This is a genomic window from Erwinia sp. AK-PDG3-5 (assembly GCF_056821705.1).
Genome location: NZ_CM165967.1, coordinates 1,378,726 through 1,401,996 on the forward strand (window position 1 = coordinate 1,378,726; position 23,271 = coordinate 1,401,996).

General features: G+C 55.1%; 22 protein-coding genes, 6 tRNA genes and 1 other RNA gene. 15 read left to right on the forward strand and 14 right to left on the reverse strand.

All coding sequences use genetic code 11. The features are described 5' to 3' along the window. Nucleotides 1-54: 54 nt before the first annotated feature. From AC1UKS_RS06280 to AC1UKS_RS06315, 8 genes are all read left to right on the forward strand, one after another. Entirely contained in the window at nt 55-1,071 is a 1,017-nt protein-coding gene (locus AC1UKS_RS06280; protein ID WP_482436132.1) for a sulfate ABC transporter substrate-binding protein, read from the forward strand. Continuing rightward, complete coding sequence (gene cysT, locus AC1UKS_RS06285; protein WP_482436133.1) at nt 1,071-1,904, forward strand: sulfate/thiosulfate ABC transporter permease CysT; 834 nt, start codon at nt 1,071-1,073, stop codon at nt 1,902-1,904. The genes AC1UKS_RS06280 and cysT overlap by 1 nt, the downstream gene beginning before the upstream one ends. Beyond that, nucleotides 1,904-2,779 carry a sulfate/thiosulfate ABC transporter permease CysW gene (gene cysW / locus AC1UKS_RS06290; protein ID WP_482436134.1) on the forward strand — a complete coding sequence of 292 codons (876 nt, stop codon included), beginning with the start codon at nt 1,904-1,906 and terminating at the stop codon, nt 2,777-2,779. Before cysT ends, cysW begins: the two co-directional genes overlap by 1 nt. Next, nucleotides 2,769-3,857, forward strand: coding sequence for a sulfate/thiosulfate ABC transporter ATP-binding protein CysA (gene cysA / locus AC1UKS_RS06295; RefSeq protein WP_013203306.1), 1,089 nt, complete (start codon nt 2,769-2,771; stop codon nt 3,855-3,857). The genes cysW and cysA overlap by 11 nt, the downstream gene beginning before the upstream one ends. Nucleotides 3,858-3,936: 79 nt before the next feature. Beyond that, nucleotides 3,937-4,815, forward strand: a complete 879-nt coding sequence (gene cysM / locus AC1UKS_RS06300; RefSeq protein WP_482436135.1) for a cysteine synthase CysM — start codon at nt 3,937-3,939, stop codon at nt 4,813-4,815. A 188-nt stretch (nt 4,816-5,003) separates the two neighbouring features. Beyond that, the gene (locus AC1UKS_RS06305) at nt 5,004-5,684 is read left to right on the forward strand and encodes a response regulator transcription factor (RefSeq protein ID WP_265911202.1); all 681 of its coding nucleotides are present in this window, start codon (nt 5,004-5,006) and stop codon (nt 5,682-5,684) included. Beyond that, nucleotides 5,681-7,030, forward strand: coding sequence for an ATP-binding protein (locus AC1UKS_RS06310; protein WP_482436136.1), 1,350 nt, complete (start codon nt 5,681-5,683; stop codon nt 7,028-7,030). The genes AC1UKS_RS06305 and AC1UKS_RS06310 overlap by 4 nt, the downstream gene beginning before the upstream one ends. Before the next feature lie 64 nt (nt 7,031-7,094). After that, entirely contained in the window at nt 7,095-7,799 is a 705-nt protein-coding gene (locus AC1UKS_RS06315; RefSeq protein WP_482436137.1) for a GntR family transcriptional regulator, read from the forward strand. A 132-nt stretch (nt 7,800-7,931) separates the two neighbouring features. Here the strand turns inward: AC1UKS_RS06315 and crr are convergent, their stop codons facing one another. The 5 genes from crr to cysZ all read right to left on the reverse strand — a co-directional run bounded on the left by crr (nt 7,932) and on the right by cysZ (nt 12,939). After that, on the reverse strand, nt 7,932-8,435 hold the full coding sequence (gene crr / locus AC1UKS_RS06320) for a PTS glucose transporter subunit IIA (protein WP_053144436.1): 504 nt from the start codon (nt 8,433-8,435) through the stop codon (nt 7,932-7,934). Between the two features lie 43 nt (nt 8,436-8,478). Beyond that, on the reverse strand, nt 8,479-10,206 hold the full coding sequence (gene ptsI, locus AC1UKS_RS06325) for a phosphoenolpyruvate-protein phosphotransferase PtsI (RefSeq protein WP_482436138.1): 1,728 nt from the start codon (nt 10,204-10,206) through the stop codon (nt 8,479-8,481). Between the two features lie 220 nt (nt 10,207-10,426). Next, nucleotides 10,427-10,684 (reverse strand): phosphocarrier protein Hpr, encoded by a 258-nt coding sequence (gene ptsH / locus AC1UKS_RS06330; protein WP_013203290.1) that lies wholly within the window; start codon nt 10,682-10,684, stop codon nt 10,427-10,429. 392 nt (nt 10,685-11,076) lie between these two features. Beyond that, nucleotides 11,077-12,048 carry a cysteine synthase A gene (gene cysK, locus AC1UKS_RS06335; protein ID WP_013203289.1) on the reverse strand — a complete coding sequence of 324 codons (972 nt, stop codon included), beginning with the start codon at nt 12,046-12,048 and terminating at the stop codon, nt 11,077-11,079. A gap of 129 nt (nt 12,049-12,177) precedes the next feature. Next, nucleotides 12,178-12,939, reverse strand: a complete 762-nt coding sequence (cysZ, locus tag AC1UKS_RS06340; RefSeq protein WP_482436139.1) for a sulfate transporter CysZ — start codon at nt 12,937-12,939, stop codon at nt 12,178-12,180. A gap of 220 nt (nt 12,940-13,159) precedes the next feature. Between cysZ and zipA the strand changes: the two genes are divergently transcribed. The 3 genes from zipA to AC1UKS_RS06355 all read left to right on the forward strand — a co-directional run bounded on the left by zipA (nt 13,160) and on the right by AC1UKS_RS06355 (nt 16,444). Further along, nucleotides 13,160-14,122, forward strand: coding sequence for a cell division protein ZipA (gene zipA / locus AC1UKS_RS06345; RefSeq protein ID WP_265911197.1), 963 nt, complete (start codon nt 13,160-13,162; stop codon nt 14,120-14,122). Nucleotides 14,123-14,208: 86 nt separating this feature from the next. Beyond that, on the forward strand, nt 14,209-16,227 hold the full coding sequence (gene ligA / locus AC1UKS_RS06350) for an NAD-dependent DNA ligase LigA (protein ID WP_482436140.1): 2,019 nt from the start codon (nt 14,209-14,211) through the stop codon (nt 16,225-16,227). A 1-nt stretch (nt 16,228) separates the two neighbouring features. Beyond that, nucleotides 16,229-16,444 (forward strand): DUF3820 family protein, encoded by a 216-nt coding sequence (locus AC1UKS_RS06355; protein WP_053144430.1) that lies wholly within the window; start codon nt 16,229-16,231, stop codon nt 16,442-16,444. Nucleotides 16,445-16,462: 18 nt separating this feature from the next. On the opposite strand, the gene AC1UKS_RS06360 is transcribed toward AC1UKS_RS06355, so the two are convergent. Continuing rightward, a complete protein-coding gene (locus AC1UKS_RS06360) occupies nt 16,463-17,482 on the reverse strand; it encodes a bile acid:sodium symporter family protein (protein ID WP_106381734.1) in 1,020 nt (339 codons plus the stop codon). A 95-nt stretch (nt 17,483-17,577) separates the two neighbouring features. On the opposite strand from AC1UKS_RS06360, the gene AC1UKS_RS06365 reads away from it, so the two are divergent. Continuing rightward, the gene (locus AC1UKS_RS06365; protein ID WP_053144426.1) at nt 17,578-18,498 is read left to right on the forward strand and encodes a LysR family transcriptional regulator; all 921 of its coding nucleotides are present in this window, start codon (nt 17,578-17,580) and stop codon (nt 18,496-18,498) included. On the opposite strand, the gene AC1UKS_RS06370 is transcribed toward AC1UKS_RS06365, so the two are convergent. The 6 genes from AC1UKS_RS06370 to AC1UKS_RS06395 all read right to left on the reverse strand — a co-directional run bounded on the left by AC1UKS_RS06370 (nt 18,495) and on the right by AC1UKS_RS06395 (nt 19,592). After that, nucleotides 18,495-18,848 (reverse strand): FlxA-like family protein, encoded by a 354-nt coding sequence (locus AC1UKS_RS06370; RefSeq protein ID WP_482436141.1) that lies wholly within the window; start codon nt 18,846-18,848, stop codon nt 18,495-18,497. The genes AC1UKS_RS06365 and AC1UKS_RS06370 overlap by 4 nt on opposite strands. 202 nt (nt 18,849-19,050) lie before the next feature. Continuing rightward, nucleotides 19,051-19,173, reverse strand: a non-coding RNA gene (locus tag AC1UKS_RS06375) — RtT sRNA. 31 nt (nt 19,174-19,204) lie between these two features. Then, nucleotides 19,205-19,280, reverse strand: a tRNA-Lys gene (locus AC1UKS_RS06380). A 4-nt stretch (nt 19,281-19,284) separates the two neighbouring features. Beyond that, nucleotides 19,285-19,360, reverse strand: a tRNA-Val gene (locus AC1UKS_RS06385). A 30-nt stretch (nt 19,361-19,390) separates the two neighbouring features. Continuing rightward, nucleotides 19,391-19,466 (reverse strand) — tRNA-Val (locus AC1UKS_RS06390). Between the two features lie 50 nt (nt 19,467-19,516). Then, a tRNA-Val gene (locus tag AC1UKS_RS06395) sits at nt 19,517-19,592 on the reverse strand. A gap of 273 nt (nt 19,593-19,865) precedes the next feature. Here AC1UKS_RS06395 and gltX point away from each other — a divergent pair. Continuing rightward, nucleotides 19,866-21,281: a glutamate--tRNA ligase gene (gene gltX, locus AC1UKS_RS06400; RefSeq protein WP_482436142.1), complete on the forward strand. Its 1,416-nt coding sequence runs from the start codon at nt 19,866-19,868 to the stop codon at nt 21,279-21,281. A gap of 51 nt (nt 21,282-21,332) precedes the next feature. Here the strand turns inward: gltX and AC1UKS_RS06405 are convergent, their stop codons facing one another. Both AC1UKS_RS06405 and AC1UKS_RS06410 read right to left on the reverse strand, forming a co-directional pair. Further along, nucleotides 21,333-21,692 carry a YfeC-like transcriptional regulator gene (locus AC1UKS_RS06405; protein ID WP_265911193.1) on the reverse strand — a complete coding sequence of 120 codons (360 nt, stop codon included), beginning with the start codon at nt 21,690-21,692 and terminating at the stop codon, nt 21,333-21,335. Nucleotides 21,693-21,840: 148 nt separating this feature from the next. Beyond that, complete coding sequence (locus AC1UKS_RS06410) at nt 21,841-22,629, reverse strand: formate/nitrite transporter family protein (RefSeq protein ID WP_013203279.1); 789 nt, start codon at nt 22,627-22,629, stop codon at nt 21,841-21,843. A 430-nt stretch (nt 22,630-23,059) separates the two neighbouring features. Between AC1UKS_RS06410 and AC1UKS_RS06415 the strand changes: the two genes are divergently transcribed. Both AC1UKS_RS06415 and AC1UKS_RS06420 read left to right on the forward strand, forming a co-directional pair. Further along, a tRNA-Ala gene (locus AC1UKS_RS06415) sits at nt 23,060-23,135 on the forward strand. Between the two features lie 49 nt (nt 23,136-23,184). Further along, nucleotides 23,185-23,260, forward strand: a tRNA-Ala gene (locus AC1UKS_RS06420). Nucleotides 23,261-23,271: the final 11 nt, after the last annotated feature.

Here is a 23,271-nt window from a genome sequence, read left to right on the forward strand (position 1 = left end):
TAAATAAACTGAGGATACTTCAGGGCGCGAGCCGACTGTTTCCCAGGGTGCATAATGACGTTACCGACGGTTAAAAAAATAATTAGCAGTGCCGCTTTCTCGTTGCTGTTAGCCGGGTCCGCTCAGGCTACCGAGCTGTTGAACAGCTCCTACGACGTCTCGCGCGAGCTGTTTGTCGCCCTGAATGCGCCTTTTGAAAAACAGTGGGCCGAGCAAAATAACGGTGACAAGCTGACTATCAGACAGTCACACGCTGGCTCATCCAAGCAGGCGCTGGCCATTTTGCAGGGTCTGAAAGCCGATGTGGTGACCTACAACCAGGTGACTGACGTGCAGATTTTGCACGATCGCGGCAATCTGATCCCGGCCGACTGGCAAAAACGTTTCCCCAATAACAGCTCCCCGTTCTATTCGACCATGGCGTTCCTCGTGCGCAAGGGCAACCCTAAGAACATCCACAGTTGGGATGATCTGGTGAAAACTGATGTGAAGCTGGTGTTCCCCAATCCTAAAACGTCAGGCAACGGGCGTTACACCTATTTGGCTGCCTGGGGCGCCGCCGATAAAGCGGACGGTAAAGATCGGGTTAAAACCGAGCAGTTTATGACTCAGTTCCTGAAAAACGTCGAGGTCTTTGATACCGGCGGTCGCGGTGCCACCACCACCTTTGTTGAGCGTGGGCAGGGCGATGTGCTGATCAGCTTCGAGTCGGAAGTGAACAATATCCGCAACCAGTACGCCAAAGATGGCTACGAAGTGGTGGTGCCAAAAACCAATATCCTGGCGGAGTTCCCGGTGACCTGGGTCGACAAAAATGTCGAGGCCAACAACACCGCGAAAGCCGCTAAAGCCTACCTGGGCTATCTCTACACGCCAGCGGCGCAGAAAATTATCACGCAGTATTACTACCGCGTGAACAATCCTGAGCTGATGGCGCAGCAGAAAGATCGTTTCCCGGCGGTTGACCTTTTCCGCGTGGAAGAGGCCTTCGGCAGCTGGGACCAGGTAATGAAAACCCAGTTCGCCAGCGGTGGTGAGCTGGACAAATTGTTAGCCGCAGGACATCAGTAATGTTTGCCACTAAAAGTAAGCGCGTGCTGCCTGGCTTTGGTATCAGCCTCGGTAGCAGCCTGTTCTTCACCTGCCTGATCCTGCTGTTGCCGATCAGTGCACTGCTGATGCAGCTGTCGCAAATGACGCTGGCTCAGTACTGGGAAGTCGTGACCAACCCACAGGTGATAGCCGCCTACAAAGTTACCCTGATCTCAGCCGGCGTGGCGTCGCTGTTCAATGCCGTGTTCGGCATGCTGATGGCGTGGATCCTTACCCGCTACCGTTTTCCCGGCCGCACGCTGCTGGATGGTTTAATGGATCTGCCGTTTGCTTTACCGACGGCGGTGGCGGGCTTGACGTTGGCCGGCCTTTTCTCGGTCAACGGCTGGTATGGTCAATGGCTGGCGCAGTTCGACATTAAAGTGTCTTACACCTGGCTGGGCATTGCCGTCGCCATGGCGTTTACCAGCATTCCGTTTGTGGTGCGTACCGTTCAGCCGGTGCTTGAAGAACTGGGGCCGGAATATGAAGAAGCGGCCGAAACGCTGGGCGCAACGCCGTGGCAGAGCTTCCGTCGCGTGGTGCTGCCTGAAGTGGCGCCGGCATTGCTGGCCGGCACCGCCTTGTCCTTTACCCGCAGCCTGGGTGAGTTCGGTGCGGTGATCTTTATTGCCGGCAACATCGCCTGGAAAACCGAAGTCACCTCGCTGATGATTTTCGTCCGTTTGCAGGAGTTTGATTATCCTGCCGCCAGCGCCATTGCGTCAGTGATCCTCGCGGCCTCGCTGCTGCTGCTGTTCGCGATTAACACCTTACAGAGCCGCTTTGGCCGTCGTATTGGAGGTCATTAATGGCTGATATCACCGAATTGAAAGGGGCCAGCCGCAGCCGCATCAACTGGGGTAAATGGATCCTGATTGCGCTTGGCATGCTGATCTCTTTTGGGCTGCTGGTGGTGCCGATGGTGGCGATTTTTACCAGCGGCTTCTCCAACGGCCTTATGGCGGTTTTCAGCAACCTGAAAGATGGCGACATGCTGCACTCAATCTGGCTGACCGTCCTGATGGCGCTGATTACCGTGCCGGTCAACCTGGTGTTCGGGACGCTGCTGGCCTGGCTGGTTACGCGCTTTGATTTCCCCGGTCGCCAGCTGCTGTTGACCCTGTTTGATATTCCTTTTGCCGTGTCGCCGGTGGTGGCGGGGCTGATGTATCTGCTGTTCTGGGGCGTCAACGGCCCGGCAGGCGGCTGGCTGGACGCGCACAATATCCAGCTGATGTTCTCCTGGCCGGGGATGGCGATGGTGACCATCTTTGTGACCTGTCCGTTTGTGGTCCGTGAGCTGGTGCCGGTGATGTTGAGTCAGGGCAGCAATGAAGATGAAGCGGCGGTGTTGTTAGGCGCGTCAGGCTGGAAAATGTTCTGGCGGGTGACCCTGCCCAATATCCGCTGGGCGCTGCTGTATGGCCTGGTACTGACCAATGCCCGTGCGATTGGCGAGTTCGGTGCGGTCTCGGTGGTATCGGGGTCGATTCGCGGCGAAACCTACACGCTGCCATTACAAGTTGAATTACTGCATCAGGATTACAACACCGTCGGGGCCTTTACGGCGGCCGGTCTGTTGACCCTGATGGCGATAGTCACACTGTTTCTGAAGAGCGCGCTGCAATGGCGTTTAGAACACCAGAACAAGCGTTTGCAACAGGAGGGGAACCATGAGCATTGATATCAGCAAAATTAACAAATCTTTCGGCCGTACTAAGGTCCTGAACGATATTTCACTGGATATCCCTTCCGGTCAGATGGTGGCATTGCTTGGGCCTTCTGGCTCAGGGAAAACCACGCTGCTGCGCATTATTGCCGGGCTGGAAAGCCAGAACAGCGGCCGTCTGAGCTTTAATGGCAAAGACGTCACCCAGCTGCACGCGCGCGACCGCCAGGTGGGCTTTGTGTTCCAGCATTACGCCTTGTTCCGCCATATGACGGTGTTCGATAACATCGCCTTCGGCCTGACCGTGCTGCCACGCCGTGAACGTCCTTCTGCGGCGGTGATTAAGCAGAAAGTCACCAAGCTGCTGGAGATGGTGCAGTTAAGCCATCTGGCTACACGCTTCCCGGCACAGCTTTCGGGCGGTCAGAAACAGCGTGTGGCGCTGGCGCGAGCGCTGGCAGTTGAACCGCAGATCCTGCTGCTCGATGAGCCTTTCGGTGCGCTGGATGCCCAGGTACGTAAAGAGCTGCGCCGCTGGTTGCGTCAACTGCATGAAGAATTGAAGTTCACCAGCGTGTTCGTGACCCATGACCAGGAAGAAGCGATGGAAGTGGCCGATCGCGTGGTGGTGATGAGCCAGGGCAACATTGAACAGGTCGGCACACCGGACGACGTCTGGCGCGATCCGGCTACCCGGTTTGTGCTGGAGTTCCTCGGTGAAGTGAACCGCTTTGAAGCCGAAGTGCATGGTTCTCAGTTCCACGTTGGCGCGCATCACTGGCCGCTCGGCTATACGCCCGCACATCAGGGCCGCGTCGAGTTGTTCCTGCGTCCATGGGAAATCGACGTCAGCCGCCACAGCAGCCTGGAAACGCCGTTACCGGTGCAGGTGCTGGAAGTCAGCCCGCGCGGACACTATTGGCAGCTGGTTGCGCAGCCAGCCGGCTGGGGTCTGGATCCTATTACGCTGGTGGTGGAAGGGACGCAGACTGCGCCGGTTCGCGGCGAGCAGCTGTTTGTGGGCCTGCAACAGGCTCGCCTGTACAAAGGTGAAACGCCGTTGCGACAGGTTGCCTTTGCGCAAAGTGCCTGATATTTTCTAGTCGAACAGGGTCAGGTCTTCCTGACCCTTTTTTTTGCCAGCTTTTCTGGCTCCTTCCAGGAATCGCACAGTGACCACACTAGAAAATACCATCGGCAACACGCCCCTGATCAAGCTTCAGCGCATGACGCCCGCCAACGGCAGCGAAATCTGGCTGAAGCTGGAAGGCAATAATCCCGCAGGTTCGGTAAAGGATCGTGCCGCATTTTCGATGATCCATCAGGCAGAACTTCGCGGTGAGATCGAACCGGGCGATATGCTGATCGAGGCCACCAGTGGCAACACCGGAATTGCGCTGGCGATGATCGCGGCGATGAAAGGCTATGCGCTGAAGCTGTTGATGCCCGAGAACATGAGCGTGGAACGCCAGATGGCGATGCAGGCCTACGGTGCCGAGCTGATTCTGGTCAGCAAGACTCTCGGGATGGAAGGCGCTCGTGACCTGGCGAAGGAGATGGAGGCCAGAGGCGAGGGCAAGGTTCTCGACCAGTTCAACAACCCGGACAATCCGCTGGGACATTACACCACTACCGCACCGGAAATCTGGCAGCAGTCTGCCGGACGATTAAGCCATTTCGTCTCCAGCATGGGCACCACCGGCACCATTACCGGCGTGGGTCGCTATCTGAAAGAGCAGAGCGCCAGCGTGCAAATCGTCGGTTTGCAGCCCGCTGAAGGCAGCAGCATTCCCGGTATCCGCCGCTGGCCCGAGGCCTATTTGCCGGGTATTTACCGGCCGGAGTTGGTGGACCGGGTGATCGATATGGCGCAGGCCGAAGCGGAGCAAACCATGCGTCTGCTGGCCCGCCGTGAAGGCATTTTCTGCGGCGTCAGTTCCGGCGGTGCGGTTGCCGGCGCACTGCGCATTGCGGAGGAGCAGCCGGGCAGTATCGTGGTGGCGATAGTGTGCGATCGCGGCGACCGTTATCTCTCTACCGGCGTTTACTAAAACCTGCGGTAAATTCCCCCCTTTTCCGCCGGGCCGATCCCCTTCGGCCCGCGCTTTCAACAGCTTATCTTTCGCACTTCGGCCAACGCCTTTCGTTCCTGCTGATACACTGTAAGGATTAGGTAAAACCTGCTGCTATTAAGTCACCGACAGGTGAATATAGCGGCTGACTCACTGAGAGATGTTTTATGAAAATTTTACTGGTCGACGACGACCTCGAGCTGGGCACCATGCTCAGCCAGTACCTGATTGCTGAAGGCTTCGACGCTTCGCTGGTGCTAACCGGCAAAGCGGGCGTGGAAGGGGCGATGTCAGGCGAGTACAACGCGATGATCCTCGATATTATGCTGCCCGATATGAGCGGTATTGATGTGTTGCGCCAGGTCCGGCAGAACTGCCGCCTGCCGGTGATCATGCTGACCGCCAAAGGCGACAACATTGACCGGGTGATTGGCCTGGAAATGGGTGCCGATGACTACGTGCCTAAACCGTGCTACCCGCGCGAGCTGGTCGCCCGACTGCGCGCCGTGCTGCGCCGCGTCGAAGAGCAGCCGGTGATTGTCGAAAGCAAAGAGCTGGCCACCTGGGGCGATCTGACGTTGAATCCGGCCACGCGCATCAGCGAATGGAAAAAACAGGCATTTGATTTAACGGCCTCTGAATTCAATTTGCTCGATCTGCTGCTGCGTTCCCCAGACCGCGTGGTTTCCAAGGACGAGCTGTCTGAGAAAGGACTGGGACGCCCGCGCGAAGCCTACGATCGCAGCGTGGACGTGCATATCAGCAATATTCGTCAGAAGCTGGCCGCCTTAACTAACGAGACGATTAACATCGAAACCGTGCGCAGCATTGGCTACCGTATCCGATGAAAGCAGGGTTTCGCGGGCTGTTATTCTGGAAAATTTTGCTGGGCTTCTGGCTGACCTTTTTGATCATGAGTCAGTTTCTGTGGCTGAGCTTTTCATTTTACGGTAAGCACCATGAGCCGCCGGAAAGCCTCGCTGCCCGCCGCATCGTTAATCTGCAGATGACCTCTGCGGTGTCGGTCCTGCAACGCGGCGGCATGGACGCGCTGAATGATATGATGGCCGACTGGTCTGACAGCGACCGCCGTTTCTTTTCGGTACAGGTGATGCAAAAGCCGCCGCAGGAAATTCCGCGCGGTGATTTGAATCGTGACCTGCGCCCGGGTGAGTTTCCTAAAGAAGTGATCGAGTGGGTGACCGGTGCCGACGGCCAGCAGTATCAGTTGCGCTACGATGTGCAGGGCCTGCGCGAAGACAGCAATATGGGCGGCCCGCGCCGCAGCTTCCTCAATATTCCTGAGCCGATGTTGTTTATGGCCGGGGGAGGCGGTTTACTGTTCAGCCTGTTGCTGGCGTGGAACCTGGCCCGACCGATGCGTCAGCTGCGCGCCGGGTTTGACCGTGTCTCCAAAGGCGATCTTTCGGTGCGCCTGTTCCCGGTGATGCGCCGTCGTTATGATGAGCTGTCGGTGGTGGCGCAGGATTTCGATGCAATGGTTGAGCGCCTTTCGGTGCTGGTGAAGGCGCGCGAAGAGCTGCTGCATGATGTCTCCCATGAATTACGCTCTCCGCTGGCACGCCTGCAGCTCGCTACCGGACTGGCCCGCCAGACGCCGGAATCCGTTGGCCAGTCGCTGGATCGCATCGATGAAGAGGCGCGTCGTCTGGATAAGATGATTGGCGAACTGCTGACCCTCTCCCGGGCTGAACATGAGGCCATGCCCGACGAGCAGTACTTTGATTTACTGGGACTGTTGGAAGCGGTGGCAAACGATGCCCGCTATGAAGCGCAAATCCCTGGCGTGGAAATCCTGCTGTTTGCCGACAAGAGCGGCGACTACACCGTTAAAGGGGATGCCAAGCTGATCCGTTCGGCGGTGGACAACGTGGTACGTAACGCCCTTCGCTACTCATTGCAGGGACAACGGGTGGTGATCAATCTGCGTCAGGAGCAGGGCTGGCTGAATATCAGCGTGATCGATCAGGGACCGGGCGTGGATGCCGATAAGCTCTCCAGCATCTTCGATCCCTTTGTGCGGGTGAATTCGCCGCTGTCGGGAAAAGGCTACGGACTGGGGCTGTCGATCGTACGCAAAGTGCTGCTGGCCCATCAGGGCGAGGTCAGCGCAGTCAACGGCAAGAATGGCGGACTGGAACTTACGTTACGTTTGCCACACTGGGTGGTTTAATTGTGCCGCACGGTGCTATGATTGTCGGCTTAAATCGTTAGCAATCACGTTCATGAGGTAAGGGATGAGTAAAGTTGCGACCAGCAAGCAACAGGAAGTCCAGCGGATCGTTGACGCGTTGTCCATTGCCATCGCTCAGCATCGTTTGAAGCCGGGAACGCGACTGGTGGAAGCGCAAATTGTGGACGTGCTGGATGCCAATCGCAACCACGTCCAGTCGGCCCTGCAACGCATGGCGCTGCAGCATATCGTCACCATTGAGCCCAACCGTGGCGCGATGGTCGCGCAGCCAGAAGCCCGTGAAGCCCGCGAAATTTTCACCGCCCGCCGCGCCATCGAAAGCGCCATCATTGCCTGCATCACGCCTGAAAATATGGCTGCCCATCTGGCTGAGCTGGAAGCCCAGCAGCAAGCGGAAATGAATGCCACTAAGCTTGATGACCGCCGGGAAATTGTCCGCGAGCTGAGCCAGTTTCATCTGTTATTAGGCAAAGTCAGCGGCAATCAGGTGCTCAGTGAAATTCTCGCCAACCTGATGGTGCGCAGCTCGCTGATTGTGGCACTTTACCAGCGTAACGATATTCCTTCCTGCCAGTGCGACGAGCACAGTGCAATTGTTACCGCGCTGAAAGAGGGCGATCTGGCCCGCGCGCAGGCGATTATGATTGCCCATCTTAATGAGCTGGAGCAGCAGCTGGATCTGAATGACACCTCGCCAGATTCCCTGAGCCTGCGCCAGGCGCTGACGCTCTCTGAAAGACGAGACTGACGCAACCGCGAAGCTGGCAGCATCCTGAGGTCAGCGAGATATTTCGCTCTTCGTTCCCCATCCGACGCGGCAAACAGCCATAAAAAAAGCCCCCTGACTGCTCAGGGGGCTCTGTTTCAGACGCAAAACCGATTACTTACGGATACGGATCACAGGTGTTTCACCCACGACCACAGAACCTGTCAGTTTAACCAGCTCTTTGATCTCATCCATGTTGGAGATGACGACCGGCGTCAGCGTTGATTTCGCTTTTTCTTCCAAAAGTGCCAGGTCGAACTCGATAACGACGTCGCCTTTTTTCACTTTCTGGCCTTCTTCAGCGATGCGCTTAAAGCCTTCACCCTTCAGTTCAACCGTATCAATTCCGAAGTGGACGAACAGCTCGATGCCGTTGTCTGACTCGATGGAAAATGCATGATTGGTTTCGAAAATTTTACCGATGGTGCCATCAACCGGCGCAACCATTTTATTGCCAGTAGGTTTGATAGCGATACCGTCGCCAACAATTTTCTCCGCAAACACTACGTCCGGTACGTCTTCGATATTGACGATTTCACCAGACAGCGGCGCTACGATCTCAATGGCTCCAGATGCGGTATCTGACTTATCGCCAAAAAGTTTTGAAAACAAACCCATGATCTTCTCCTAAGCAGTAATATTGGGCCAGCGTCTACACATCTTAGCAGAGTGTTTTTTCTTCAATGAACTTGTTAACCAGGTTCATCAACTCATCCGCAGTCGGTTGAGCCATAGCCTGCTCTGCTAATGCCTTCGCATCTTCAAAATTCGTATTACGAATAATTTTCTTGATGCGTGGGATAGAAATGGCACTCATGCTGAATTCGTCCAGCCCCATTCCCAATAACAACAGTGTAGCACGTTCATCGCCAGCCAGCTCACCACACATCCCTGTCCATTTGCCTTCAGCATGAGACGCATCAATAACTTGCTTGATAAGTGTCAGTACGGAAGGGGTCATCGGGTTGTACAGATGCGAGATCAGATCGTTACCACGGTCAACTGCCAGCGTGTACTGTGTCAGGTCGTTGGTCCCGATACTGAAGAAATCGACTTCTTTAGCCAGATGATGCGCAATTGCCGCTGAAGCCGGTGTTTCCACCATAATGCCTACTTCAATGGTCTCATCAAAGGCTTTGCCTTCTTCGCGCAGCTGCGCTTTCAGCGTTTCCAGCTCGCCTTTTAGGGTGCGAACTTCTTCGACCGAAATGATCATCGGGAACATGATGCGCAGCTTGCCGAAAGCGGAAGCACGCAGGATAGCGCGCAGCTGAGCATGCAGGATTTCCGGACGGTCCATCGCGATACGGATAGCGCGCCAGCCGAGGAATGGGTTGTCTTCTTTTGGCAGGTTCATGTACGGCAGATCTTTGTCGCCGCCGATGTCCATAGTGCGCACGATCACTGCCTGCGAGCCCATCGCTTCAGCCACGGCTTTGTAGGCCTGGAACTGCTCTTCTTCGGTAGGCAGGGAGTCACGGTCCATAAACAGGAATTCGGTGCGGTACAGGCCGACACCTTCTGCGCCGTTACGCTCAGCGCCGGCGACATCGCGCACGGTACCGATATTGGCACAGACTTCAACCTGATGGCCATCAAGCGTAATCGCCGGCAGATCTTTCAGCTTCGCCAGGTCGTTTTTCTCGCCCACGTACTGCGCGTGAATCGCCTTCAGCTCTTCAATTTTTTCTGCGGTTGGATTGACGTAAATCTGGTTGTTTACGCCGTCCAGAATCAGATAGTCGTCGTTCTTCACCTGAGTGGTGACATTGCCGGTACCGACGATGGCAGGGATCTCAAGGGAACGCGCCATAATCGAGGTGTGCGAGGTACGGCCACCCAGATCGGTAATAAAGCCCAGCACCTTGTCGAGGTTCAGCTGTGCGGTCTCTGACGGCGTCAGATCCTTGGCAACCAGCAGCACTTCATCAGCAATGGCGCTGAGATCGACGATGTGCAGACCCAGAATGTTCTGCAAGAGACGCTTACCGATGTCGCGCACGTCTGCCGCACGCTCTTTCAGGTATTCATCATCCAGCTCTTCTAACGCTTTCGCCTGACCTTCAATCACAGAGTGAGCAGCCGAGTCGGCAGAAGACAGATCGTCTTTAATCAGGGCTATGATTTCCTGTTCCAGCTCTTCATCTTCCAGCAGCATGATATGCCCTTCGAAGATGGCCGCTTTCTCTTCACCCAGCGATTCGCCGGCTTTGATGCGGATCGCTTCCAGCTGGCTTGCAGCCTTGGTGCGACCGTCGAGAAAACGCTGAACTTCTTGCTCAACCTGGTCGGCAGCAATTTTTTTCCGGTTGATGACTATCTCATCTTCTTTCAGCAGAAGCGCTTTGCCAAAAGCGATACCCGGTGATGCTAAAATACCTGAAATCATAACCCTACCTTTTTAATTACTAGTAATCACCTGGGGCGAACAACCCAAAATCTGTGGGTCAATCACCTCAGCGAGCCAGCCTCTATGTAGGCGACAGCGTAACACGCTGGCTGCTCCCGGTTTGCACAGAAACGTACTCTACGAAAGCAACAACGCGGACATGCTGTCCGCGATCAATATGTTTGCACTAATTTTACTGGCTCAGCGTGAGAAGAGGCGCTTATTCGAGCTCTGCCATCAGCTTGACCAGATGCTCAACCGCTTTCTGCTCGTCTTCACCTTCAGCAGACAGCATCACCACGGTTCCCTGAGTCAGGCCCAGAGTCTGCAGCTTGAACAGGCTTTTCGCGCTGGCTGATTTGCCGTTAGAGGTCACGGTGATGTCTGATGCAAAAGCTTTCGCTTCTTTCACGAACTGTGCAGCAGGGCGGGTATGAAGGCCGTTAGGTGCGGTGATGGTAACTTCTTGCTGGAACATGCTTTTTCCCCAACTTATTTTGTTTGATGTTATCGACCTAAAGTCTAGCCTGGTGACCGGACTTTAGCCTGGATGTGTCGCGCTGGCCTGCGTACGAAGACGCGCCAAAAAATGCGCTGTTTAAGGGTAGGGTGGAGGCGGAGTAAAACCTGTTACGCGCCATCACTAACCTGTTCCCATTATGCCGCGAATTGTGCCGTAGCGCCAAACCAGTAAATCGATTCAGCTTGATCCATCTCACGCGACGATTAATTTTGTGGATCGAAATAATGGCAGCTTAGATACCAGACACTGACGGGTAAAAGCAATCTGCAGGATGGCAAAACTTTGATGTGCTCCACAAAAAAGCACCCGTTTGGGTGCTTTTTTAGACAAATCCGCCTGCTACAGCGTTACTGCTGCAATTCTTTCTCGGTGAAGAGATCGGCAAACAGTGCAGTACTCAAATAGCGTTCGCCGGAGGACGGCAGAATCACCACGATGGTCTTATTGGCGAAGGCTTCTTCTTCCTGCAACTTCAGTGCTGCAGCAACCGCCGCACCGGAAGAGATGCCGGCCAGGATCCCTTCTTCTTCCATAAGACGACGGGCAGTAGAAATGGATTCTTCGTTGGTGATCGCCACCACGCGGTCAATCAGGTTCAGGTCAAGGTTGCCTGGGATAAACCCGGCACCGATACCCTGGATTTTGTGTGGGCCAGGCTTGATCTCTTCGCCTGCTAACGCCTGAGCGATAACCGGAGAATCCGTTGGCTCTACTGCAACGGTAATCAAATCCTTTTTGCCTTTGGTATTTTTCAGATAACGGCTAACGCCGGTCAGCGTTCCGCCGGTACCGACCCCAGCGATAAACACATCCACGTTGCCATCGGTGTCTTCCCAGATTTCAGGACCGGTGGTTTTTTCGTGAATTTCTGGGTTGGCTGGGTTGCTGAACTGCTGCAACAGCACGAATTTGTCCGGATTGCTGGCAACCACTTCTTCCGCTTTGGCAATAGCACCTTTCATGCCTTTTGCGCCTTCGGTCAGGATCAGGTTGGCACCCAGCGCTTTAAGCAGCTTGCGGCGCTCAACGCTCATTGTTTCCGGCATGGTCAGCGTCAGCTTGTAACCGCGCGCAGCGGCAACATAGGCCAGTGCGATACCGGTGTTACCGCTGGTTGGTTCAACCAGTTCAACACCTGGCTTCAGAATGCCACGTTTCTCTGCGTCCCAAATCATATTGGCACCGATACGGCATTTTATGCTGAAGCTCGGGTTACGGGATTCCACTTTTACCAGAATGCGACCGTTACCGATGCGGTTCAGACGAACCAACGGTGTATGACCGATTGTTAAAGAGTTGTCTTCATAAATCTTACTCATAGCCCGTCCTTAACTGTATGAAAAATTGGGAACGCAGAAAGCATACCCGCTTCAGTTTCTCAAGGAAGTGAAGAAATCGTATATATATATGTTATGCAGAAATAAGGGCAATGGAAATGGCATAAGGCCCTAAGCCACCCGCCCGAGCGTCGTGCGATAGCGGTCAACCCACATCGCCGTCGCGCCACAAACCGCCACCGGCACGATCGCTAAATTCAGAATAGGGACCATGGTGAACAGGCTGACCAGCGCGCCAAACTGCATGTTGTCGGTTTTGTTTTGCCGCAATGCCATGCGCATCTGCTGGAAGCTGACTTTATGGTTATCGAACGGATAGTCACAGTACTGAATTGACAGCATCCAGGCGCTAAACAGGAACCACAGCACCGGCGCAACGGTCTGGCCAAAGCCCGGCACCAAGTAAAGGATCAACAGCACAATCGCGCGGGGCAGGTAGTAGGCGAGCTTTTGCCATTCGCGTTTCATTATGCGCGGAAGGTCTTTCACCAGACCGGCCCAGCCACTGTCTGGCAGCGGCTTGCCCGTTAATCTGGCTTCAAGCTGCTCGGCCAACAGGCCACAGAACGGCGCGGCTATCCAGTTGGCAATGGTGGAGAAGAAATAACTGAACACCAGCACGATTGAAATAACGGTCAGCGGCCAGAGCAAATAGCTCAGCCATTGTAGCCAGTCGGGAACTTTAGCCATCAGGGCCGGGAGCCACTGGCCAAGTTGCCAGAACAGCCAGATAAAAGCACCGCCCATCAGCAGGACGTTGATCGCCAATGGCACAATCACAAAGCGGCGGATGCCCGGCAAGCGGATCAACTTCCAGCCCTGCGAAAAATAGTGAATGCCATTAACAGAAGGTGGGGTATTTGTCGGGGCCATGGTCTGATTTTCTCCTTACAGACGGTGTTGCAACGCTAGCATAACTCAGCTATTTGCGCTGACCAGTGCGCTTTTGAACGAAAAAACAGCAAAAAACCGTGTTGATGCACGCTTATTTGTCAGAAAATACTGCACGGACTTGCACTTGTTAACCAGGGCAAATACAGTTAGAGGATAAAGTTTGCCGCGGTGGCAAGGTATTGGAACAACAGAGAATACAATGATGCAGGATTTGCGTCTGATATTAATCGTTGTTGGCGCGATCGCCATAATAGCGCTTTTACTGCACGGCCTCTGGACCAGCCGTAAAGAGCGCTCATCCGTTTTTCGCGATCGCCCTCACAAGCGTTTAAAACAGGAAAGAGAAGAGACATTTGACGACGTCGATGATGGCGTGGGTGAAGTGCGGGTGAAACGGTCGCGAGCTGATGATGAAGACGATGATGTCGTCCCTCCAGCCGCATTTGGCACTGATCAAGCGCCACCGCGTCCCGTTCGTGCCCAGCCTGAACCGGTACGTCACCAGCCGCAGATTGACGAGCAGCCGGAACTCGATCCGCTGTTCGGTGGCGAGCTGCCGCATGCGCCTGAACCTGATTACGACGATGAGCCGGAGCCTGTTCGTCAGCAGCCGCCTGTTCATCAGCCGCAGCCTGCCGTTAAGCCAGACGTCGCGATCCGTGCTCCGGTTGCCGAGGTTAAGGCTGAACCGGTCGCCGCAGAGCCAGAAGCGCCTGCCGCGGCACCGAAGCAGGAGCGCGCGAAGGAAACCGTGCTGGTTCTGCATGTCGGCGCCCACGCTGGCGGCACGCTGAACGGCGAAGCGCTGTTACAGGGCGTGCTGCAGGCTGGCTTCCAGTTTGGTGAGATGAACATTTTCCACCGTCACTTGAGCCCGGCCGGAAGCGGCCCTGTGCTGTTCAGCCTGGCGAACATGGTGAAACCGGGTTCGTTTAATCCGGACGATATGGGTGATTTTACCACGCCGGGCATTTCCATCTTTATGATGGTGCCTTCTTATGGCGATGCGAATCAGAACTTCAAGCTAATGCTGCAATCTGCCCAGCGTATCGCCGATGATGTTGGCGGTGTGGTGCTGGATGATGAGCGCCGCATGATGACGCCGCAGAAGCTGGAAACCTATAAAAACCGTATTCGTGATGTGATCGAGGCCAACGCCTGACTCACTGAGCAGTAAGGCAACCGCCTGACTTCCCGTTTTTCCAAAACCCCCGCCAGTCGGGGGTTTTTTATCGCTATGGTGCCGCTATGGAATCCGTACAAGACAAAATCACCGCGCTGCAAACCACTCTCCGCCATCACGAATATCAGTATCACGTGATGGACGATCCTGAAGTTCCCGATGCGGAATACGATCGGCTGATGCGCGAACTGCGCGAGCTGGAACAGGCACATCCTGAACTGGTCACCGCCGATTCGCCGACTCAACGCGTTGGCGCGGCACCGCTGGGCGCTTTTGAGCAGGTGCGTCACGAAGTGCCGATGCTGTCGCTGGATAACGCCTTTGATGAAGAGAGCTATCTGGCTTTCTATAAGCGGGTGCAGGATCGGTTAAAGAATACCGATGACATCACCTTCTGCTGCGAGCTCAAGCTGGATGGACTGGCGGTCAGCCTGCTGTATGAAGATGGCCTGCTGGTGCGCGCAGCGACGCGTGGCGACGGCACAACCGGCGAGAACATTACCGCCAACGTGCGTACTATCCGCGCCATTCCCCTGCGTTTGCACGGCGAAAATATCCCGTCGCGGGTGGAAGTCCGTGGCGAAGTCTTTATGCCCCTGGCAGGATTTGAAGCGTTAAATAATGAAGCGCGCCGGACAGGTAACAAAGTTTTCGCCAATCCACGTAATGCCGCCGCAGGCTCGCTGCGCCAGCTTGATCCCCGCATCACCGCCAAACGCCCGCTGACCTTCTTCTGTTACGGCTTTGGCCTGCTGGAAGGCGGCGAGATGCCGCGCAGCCATATGGCGCGTTTGCAGCAGTTTAAGGCCTGGGGCTTGCCGGTCAGCGACCGCATCAAGCTTTGCCATACTGCCGAGGAAGTTTTGGCCTTCTATCGTCAGGTTGAGCAGGATCGCCCGACCTTAGGCTTTGATATTGATGGTGTGGTTATCAAGGTGGATTCACAGGATCTGCAGGAGCAGTTAGGGTTTGTCGCCAGAGCCCCGCGTTGGGCGGTGGCGTTCAAATTCCCGGCGCAGGAGCAGATGACCACCGTGCGTGATGTCGAGTTTCAGGTGGGCCGGACGGGCGCTATCACCCCGGTAGCCCGACTGGAGCCGGTGCAGGTGGCTGGCGTGATTGTCAGCAACGCCACGCTGCATAACGCCGATGAAATCGAGCGTCTTGGGCTGCGTATCGGCGACCGGGTGATTATCCGTCGCGCCGGTGACGTTATCCCGCAGGTGGTCGGGGTGATTGAGTCAGAGCGCCCGGACGATGCGCGCGAAGTGGTATTCCCAACCCATTGCCCGGTCTGTGGCTCCGATGTCGAGCGCGTCGAGGGCGAAGTGGTGGCACGCTGTACCGGCGGCCTGATCTGCGGTGCTCAGCGCAAAGGGGCTCTGAAGCATTTCGTTTCCCGCCGCGCGCTGGATGTTGATGGTATGGGCGACAAGATTATCGATCAGCTGGTGGAGAAGGAATACGTCCATACGCCAGCCGATCTGTTCAGGCTTACCGCAGGCAAACTCACCGGGCTGGATCGGATGGGACCAAAGTCAGCGCAAAACGTGGTTAACTCGCTGGAGAAGGCGAAGACCACCACGCTGGCGCGTTTCCTTTATTCCCTTGGCATCAGCGAAGTGGGTGAAGCGACAGCCGCGAACCTTGCCGCGCACTTTGGCTCGCTGGAGAAGATCATGGCCGCCGATCTGGACGCGCTGATCGCGGTACAGGATGTCGGCACCGTGGTGGCCAGCCATCTGCGTAACTTTATGGATGAAGAGAGCAACCGCGAGGTTATCCGTCAGCTGGTGGAAGAAGCGGGTATCAACTGGCCGGCCGTTGAAGTGGTCAATGCCGCAGAGATCGAAAGTCCGTTTGCCGGAAAAACCGTGGTACTGACCGGTTCACTGACGATTCTGTCGCGCGATGAAGCCAAAGACCGCCTGACGGCGTTAGGCGCCAAGGTCAGCGGCAGCGTATCGAAGAAAACGGATCTGGTGATTGCCGGCGAAGCGGCAGGCTCCAAGCTGGCCAAGGCTCAGGAATTGGGTATCGACGTGATTGATGAAGCTGAGATGATCCGTTTACTGGGAGAGTGAGATGGAAAAAGAGCATTTGATTGAAATCGCCAACAGCATCATGCCTTTTGGTAAATATAAGGGCAGGGCGCTGATTGATTTACCGGAAGAGTATCTGTTGTGGTTTGAACGAAAGGGCGAATTTCCGGCGGGTCATCTGGGTGAGCTGTTGCAGCTCACTCTCGCGATAAAAATCGAAGGGCTTGATGGGCTGGTGAAACCGCTGAAGCGCGGGTGATCACCAGCCCGGTCTGCATTACTTTTGTGATTCAACCACGGCGGGTTTTGCTTCCATCTGCTGCTTAGCCGCCAGCTTCTCGCCAGCTTTTTTATAGCGCTGCGCCAGCATCGAGCAGACCATCAGCTGCACCTGATGGAAAATCATCAGTGGCAGCACGATGATGCCCACCGAGGCTGACGGGAACAGAATGTTGGCCATTGGTACACCGTTCGCCAGGCTCTTTTTCGAGCCGCAGAACAGGATGGTGATTTCATCTGCGCGATTAAAGCGGAACAGACGCGCGACCAGCAGGTTGATCACCAGCGCAACAAACAGGATCCCCAGGCTACCTGCAACGATATACAGCAGCGTAGATGCGCCCACGCGGTGCCAGATGCCGTTTACCACCGCTTCACTGAACGCGGAATAGACCACCAGCAGAATCGACGCCTGGTCGGTTTTACCAATCAGCCCACGGTTTCTCTCCACCCAGCCCGCAATCCAGCGGCGTGAAAGGTGACCCACCACGAACGGCACTAATAGCTGCAGCATAATCTTACCGATCTGCTCAAAACTGCCGCCGGCCGCATCGCTGTGCACGTTCATCACCAGGCCCACCAACATCGGCGAGATAAATACGCCCAGCAGGCTGGACGCCGAGGCGCTACACACCGCCGCGGCGACGTTGCCGCCTGCCAGAGAGGTCAGGGCAATGGCTGACTGGACGGTGGCCGGCAGAATGCACAGGTAGAGGAAGCCGGTATAGATTTCCGCGCTTACCGGCAGCGGGTGCCACCAGACGAACAGCAGGCCGAGGATCGGGAACAGCACGAAGGTGCTGCACATCACCCACAGATGCAGACGCCAATGGCTGCCACCGGCAATGATTTTTTCTTTAGACAGCTTGGCGCCGTGCATAAAGAACAACAGCGCAATCGCCGCCGTGGTCAGGTATTCAAAGAATTCCACAAAATGCCCACGCGCGGGCAGGAAGGTTGCCAGCAGCACGGTAATAATCAGTTTCAACATCAGTGGATCGATACGGAAGATGCCCATTGTTAATGCCTGGTTAAAAAATGATGGGGGCTATTGTGCGCCGGGCGGTTTTAGAAATAAAATTGATTTATTGAATACATATATGAATAAAACAGATGAATTATACCCTGCGTCAACTTCGTGTGTTTGTCGCCGTGGCCCAGCAAGGCAGTTTCAGCCAGGCCGGGCAGCTGATCGGACTGAGCCAGTCGGCGGTCAGCCACAGCATTAAAGAGCTGGAAGGGGAGATGGGCATCCGTTTGCTGGATCGTACCACGCGGGAAGTGTTGCTGACCGAAGCCGGAGAACAGCTCTCCAGCCGGCTTGAGCGGCTACTGGAAGAGCTGAATACCACCTTGCTGGATGTGCGCAGCTACGGGCAGCAGAGAAGCGGTACGGTGCGGGTGGCAGCCAGCCAGACCATCGCCGCGCATTTAATGCCGCAGTGCCTTGCCGCCAGCACGGAGCATTTTCCTGATATCAAAGTGATGCTGCGCGATCGTCCTCAGCAATGGGTGCTGCAAAGCATTCGCAATGCGGAAGTGGACTTCGGTATCGTTGTCGGGCCGCTGCCGGAAGAGGATTTCGAAACGGAAGCGATCCTCGATGAACCTTTTTTGCTGTTGTGCCGTAAGGACGATCCGTTGGCGGCTCAGCAAACTATTCACTGGCAGATGCTTAACCAGCGGCAGCTGGTGCTGCAGGATTATGCCTCCGGCAGTCGGGTTCTTATCGACGAGGCATTACGCGTCCAGCAGGTGCAGGCGGAGATCGTGCAGGAGATCGGTCATCCCGCCACGCTCTATCCGATGGTGGAAGCGGGAATTGGCATCAGTATTCTTCCGGCGCTGGCATTGCCGTTGCCTGAAGGCAGGCCGTTGCTGGTCAGGCGTATGGTACCGGAGATTAACCGCACCATTGTGCTGGTGCGCCGTAAAAACCGCTCGCTTACGCCCGCAGCCGAGGCCATCTGGCAGGAAGTACGTCAGCAGGCACTCCTGCTGACGCAACAACGCAAGAAAACTCCGGCGTTTTAGATATAGACGTTCAGCGTGTTGGTGGCAGTAGGACGGTTTACGCCATCTGCCGCTTTGGAAATGCTGTTGGCAGTGTCATTTTTCGCGCTGCTCTGCTTTTCCTGCGCTTTCTCAGCCTGCTGCTGCTCAACCTGAGCAATCTGTGATTCAATCATCTGAATCTGGTTTTCGATCAACTGCTGCTGTTCCGACTTTTGTTCATCCGTCAGCGTCGTGTCGCTACCCAAATCTTTTAACTGCGCCTGCAGTTGGGTGATTTGCTTGTAGAGGCTGGCAACCTGAGAGGCCGACCCGCCGCCTGAACTTCCAGAGCCAATAGAGGATAGGGAGTTGGAACTGATTGTAGTCATCGCTTTCTCCTGTGTAATAGACCAATACGGTTATCGGTAGGAGTGGCGGGATACTTGATGAGAAAAATCGTAAAAGAAGTGCTAAGAAATCGAAAAGGAAAAAGAGTGGCTGTCTCTCTTCGTTCGACTCGACCTGCTGCAGGTTCAAATCCTTCACGATTTTTACATAGCAAAAAGGCGCCTTTAGGGCGCCTTCGTACATTGGTGGGTCGTGCAGGATGACTCGGCTTCGCCTCGCCCTTCGGGTCGTTGCTGTCGCAACGCTGTCTCACTGCGTTCGACTCGACCTGCTGCAGGTTCAAATCCTTCACGATTTTTACATAGCAAAAAGGCGCCTTTAGGGCGCCTTCGTACATTGGTGGGTCGTGCAGGATTCGAACCTGCGACCAATTGATTAAAAGTCAACTGCTCTACCAACTGAGCTAACGACCCGAAGTGGTGGGTGATGACGGGCTCGAACCGCCGACCCCCTCCGTGTAAAGGAGATGCTCTACCAACTGAGCTAATCACCCACTTCGGTACTTCACGAAACTGCTGAGAGATGGTGGGTGATGACGGGCTCGAACCGCCGACCCCCTCCGTGTAAAGGAGATGCTCTACCAACTGAGCTAATCACCCATCTCTGAGAACTTCGGTACTGCTTAACACTGCGGAGCCACCGTTTAGAGTGGTGGGTGATGACGGGCTCGAACCGCCGACCCCCTCCGTGTAAAGGAGATGCTCTACCAACTGAGCTAATCACCCCCGCTGTGTGGAGTCGCATTATAGGGATCGCGGCAAATGAGTCAACGGTTTTTAAAACGAAAATGTTCGTTCGTCTTAAATTTAATCAAGATGTTGGGGTTTTATCCAAAAATGGGGGGGTGCCGCTGGCTTTTCCGCCAAAGGCCTCTAACAACCGGGGGAATGCCGTTGAGGATTCGTTTGCAGATGGTAGAATGTTGCCCACTTTGTGTTGGTCTTTACAGACCTCCTCCAGCAATGCGCGACTCTGATAGCGTAATAAGGCAGCTGTTAATGAAAATCAAAACCCGCTTCGCACCCAGCCCAACCGGCTATCTGCACGTTGGCGGCGCGCGTACCGCGCTTTACTCCTGGTTGTTTGCCCGTCACCAGGACGGTGAGTTTGTGCTGCGTATAGAAGATACCGATCTGGAGCGCTCCACCCAGCAGGCTATCGACGCGATTATGGATGGCATGAACTGGCTGAACCTCGACTGGGACGAGGGCCCGTATTACCAGACCAAACGTTTTGACCGCTATAACGCGGTGATTGATCAGATGGTCGACGCCGGCACAGCCTATAAATGCTACTGCTCCAGAGAGCGTCTCGACGCGCTGCGCGAAAAGCAGATGGAGAATCATGAAAAGCCGCGTTATGACGGCCACTGCCGCGACAGCCACGAACATCATGCCGATGATGAGCCGTGCGTGGTGCGTTTCCGTAACCCGCAGGAAGGATCGGTGATCTTTGATGACCAGATCCGTGGCCCGATCGAATTCAGCAACCAGGAGCTGGACGATCTGATCATCCGTCGTACTGACGGCGCACCGACCTATAACTTCTGCGTGGTGATTGATGACTGGGATATGGAAATTACCCACGTGATACGCGGCGAAGACCATATCAACAACACCCCGCGTCAGATCAACATCCTGAAAGCGATCGGTGCGCAGGTGCCGGTTTATGCACACGTGTCGATGATCCTCGGCGACGACGGGAAAAAACTGTCCAAACGTCACGGTGCCGTGGGCGTAATGCAGTACCGCGATGATGGCTATCTGCCAGAAGCGCTGCTGAACTACCTGGTGCGTCTGGGCTGGTCCCATGGCGATCAGGAAATCTTCTCCATTGCTGAGATGAAAGAGCTGTTCGAGCTGGACGCGGTCAGCAAATCTGCCAGCGCCTTCAACACCGAAAAGCTGCAGTGGCTGAACCATCATTACATCAATACCCTGGCGCCTGAATATGTGGCGACGCATCTGCAATGGCACATCGAGCAGGAAAATATTGATACGCGTACCGGCCCAGAGCTGGCTCAGCTGGTCAAACTGCTGGGTGAGCGCTGCAAGACGCTAAAAGAGATGGCAGCGTCATGCCGTTACTTCTATGAGGACTTCGCGGAGTTTGATGCGGATGCAGCGAAAAAACACCTGCGTCCGGTCGCTCGCCAGCCTCTGGAAGTCGTGCGTGACAAGCTGGCTGCATTAACTGACTGGACGGCAGAAAACGTTCACCAGGCCATTCAGGCCACGGCTGATGAGCTGGAAGTGGGTATGGGCAAAGTCGGCATGCCGCTTCGTGTGGCGGTAACGGGTGCCGGGCAGTCTCCTGCGCTGGATGTCACCGTTCACGCTATCGGCAAAACGCGCGCAGTGGCGCGTATCAATCAGGCGTTAAGCTTTATCGCAGAACGCGAAGCTCAGCAGTAATCTCAGCTGATATCTGCAAATAAATAAAAACCGGCCAACTGGCCGGTTTTTTTATGCCTGAGCGTCACTGATGTCGAGGCGGCTCAGTAAACCTTGTACGCCTTCGCGTAACAGCAACGCGTAAAGCCTTTCCTGTTCGGCGGCATTCATTTGCTGCAATGAGGTCATCAGTAAAGATTGTAGAGAGTTGGGGGCAACGCGGTAAGTGGCAGAGGGTTCCGACGCATGGCGCGTGGATTTTAGATACGATTTGACGCGGTCATCAATTTGGATCATCCGTGCTTTACCGCCCTGGACACCGGCTTTCGGCATGGTTGTCCACTGCTCTTTCTTGACCCATTTGTTGATCGTCTGACGGCTGAAACCTGTTTCACGGGCCAGCTCTTCTGGCGTTAACCATTCCTTTTTCATAATGCAATTCCTGTTTGCGACGTGAGATAACGCGAACATATTACAGGATTTTGTTGCGTGGACAACTAACAGCAAGCGCTGAAAAGGGAGGCGGTTCGCAATTGAAAAGAAGAAATTCCCCCTGCCCGCAGGCAGAGGGAAAAGGGGACTAGCCCTGCGCTTTAGCTGATTCTGCCTGCGGACGGTAAGCCATATAATAGGCCAGGCCGACGAACACCGCGCCGCCAAAGGTATTACCGAGGAACACGGCGGCAAAGTTAGGCAGATATTCCGCCCAGCTTAACTGACCGGCAAAAATGGCCGCAGGAATGATGAACATATTGGCCACCACGTGCTGGAAGCCGATCGCCACAAAGGCCATCACCGGGAACCACATACCAAAGATTTTGCCGACCACATCTTTACTGGCAAACGCCAGCCAGGTCGCCAGGCACACCAGCCAGTTACAGCCGACGCCAGAGATAAAGGCGTGAGTGAAGTCAGCGTTTACTTTCGCGGTGGCAATAGCAACGGTCTTCTTCAGGTAGTCGCCTTCGGTCATGCCCAGCATATGACCAAAGAACCAGGCGATAGCGATGCTGCCAATAAAGTTAGCGATGGTGACCCAGAACCAGTTACGCAACACGCTGTAAGCGCTGATCTGACGCGCGAACCAGGCAATGGGCATGGTCATCATGTTGCCGGTCAGCAGTTCACCGCCGGCCAGAACCGTCATGATAATCCCCACCGGGAACACCGCAGCGCCCAGCAGGCCGCCAAATGAGCCCCAGTCTGCAGGTAAGGAGTTAATAACGTGGATATCCAGCAGGAAGCCAAGGGCAATAAACGCACCGGCCAGGAAGCCAAGGATCAATAAAGTCGAAACAGATGAATGGCTTTTCGCCACGCCGGATTGAATAGCAACCGCTGCGATTTCTTTAGGTGAATGCAAGGACATAGGAGCTCTGATTCTGGTGTAGTTAAGGGTGAAATGGCCGGTTCCGTCGCGTCGGGAAACGCGCGCATCCAGCGCTGAGAGGGCTCCGGCCTTCGAAAGCGCGGGCAGTTTTGCACGAGAAATTAACAAAAACAAGATCAATTAGACCGCTAATTAACGCGTTGTTTACAAGATTGGCGCGGTCAAACTGTGTCGGCAGGAATAACCGGATGAAATTGCACTCTTTACCCTATATTGTCGTTTCAACTGGCCAGTTATAGGCAGTTCTCTCTGGATAAACGGTACTTCAACAAGCTGTAATTGGTGCGGCTTGGCGGCTTTTTCAGCGATTAGACAGAGTTTGGCAATTTGCCGTTGACACCATCATCCCCGTTTCATATTATCCCCGCCGTTGAGACGACTCCGGTTGTCTGACGAGGTTATCCGGCTTGGGGGTATAGCTCAGCTGGGAGAGCGCTTGCATGGCATGCAAGAGGTCAGCGGTTCGATCCCGCTTATCTCCACCAAATCTTCACCAGCAGATTTTGTGGCACCGGATAACAGATTGAATGATGTGGGGGTATAGCTCAGCTGGGAGAGCGCTTGCATGGCATGCAAGAGGTCAGCGGTTCGATCCCGCTTATCTCCACCAATCAATTCCTT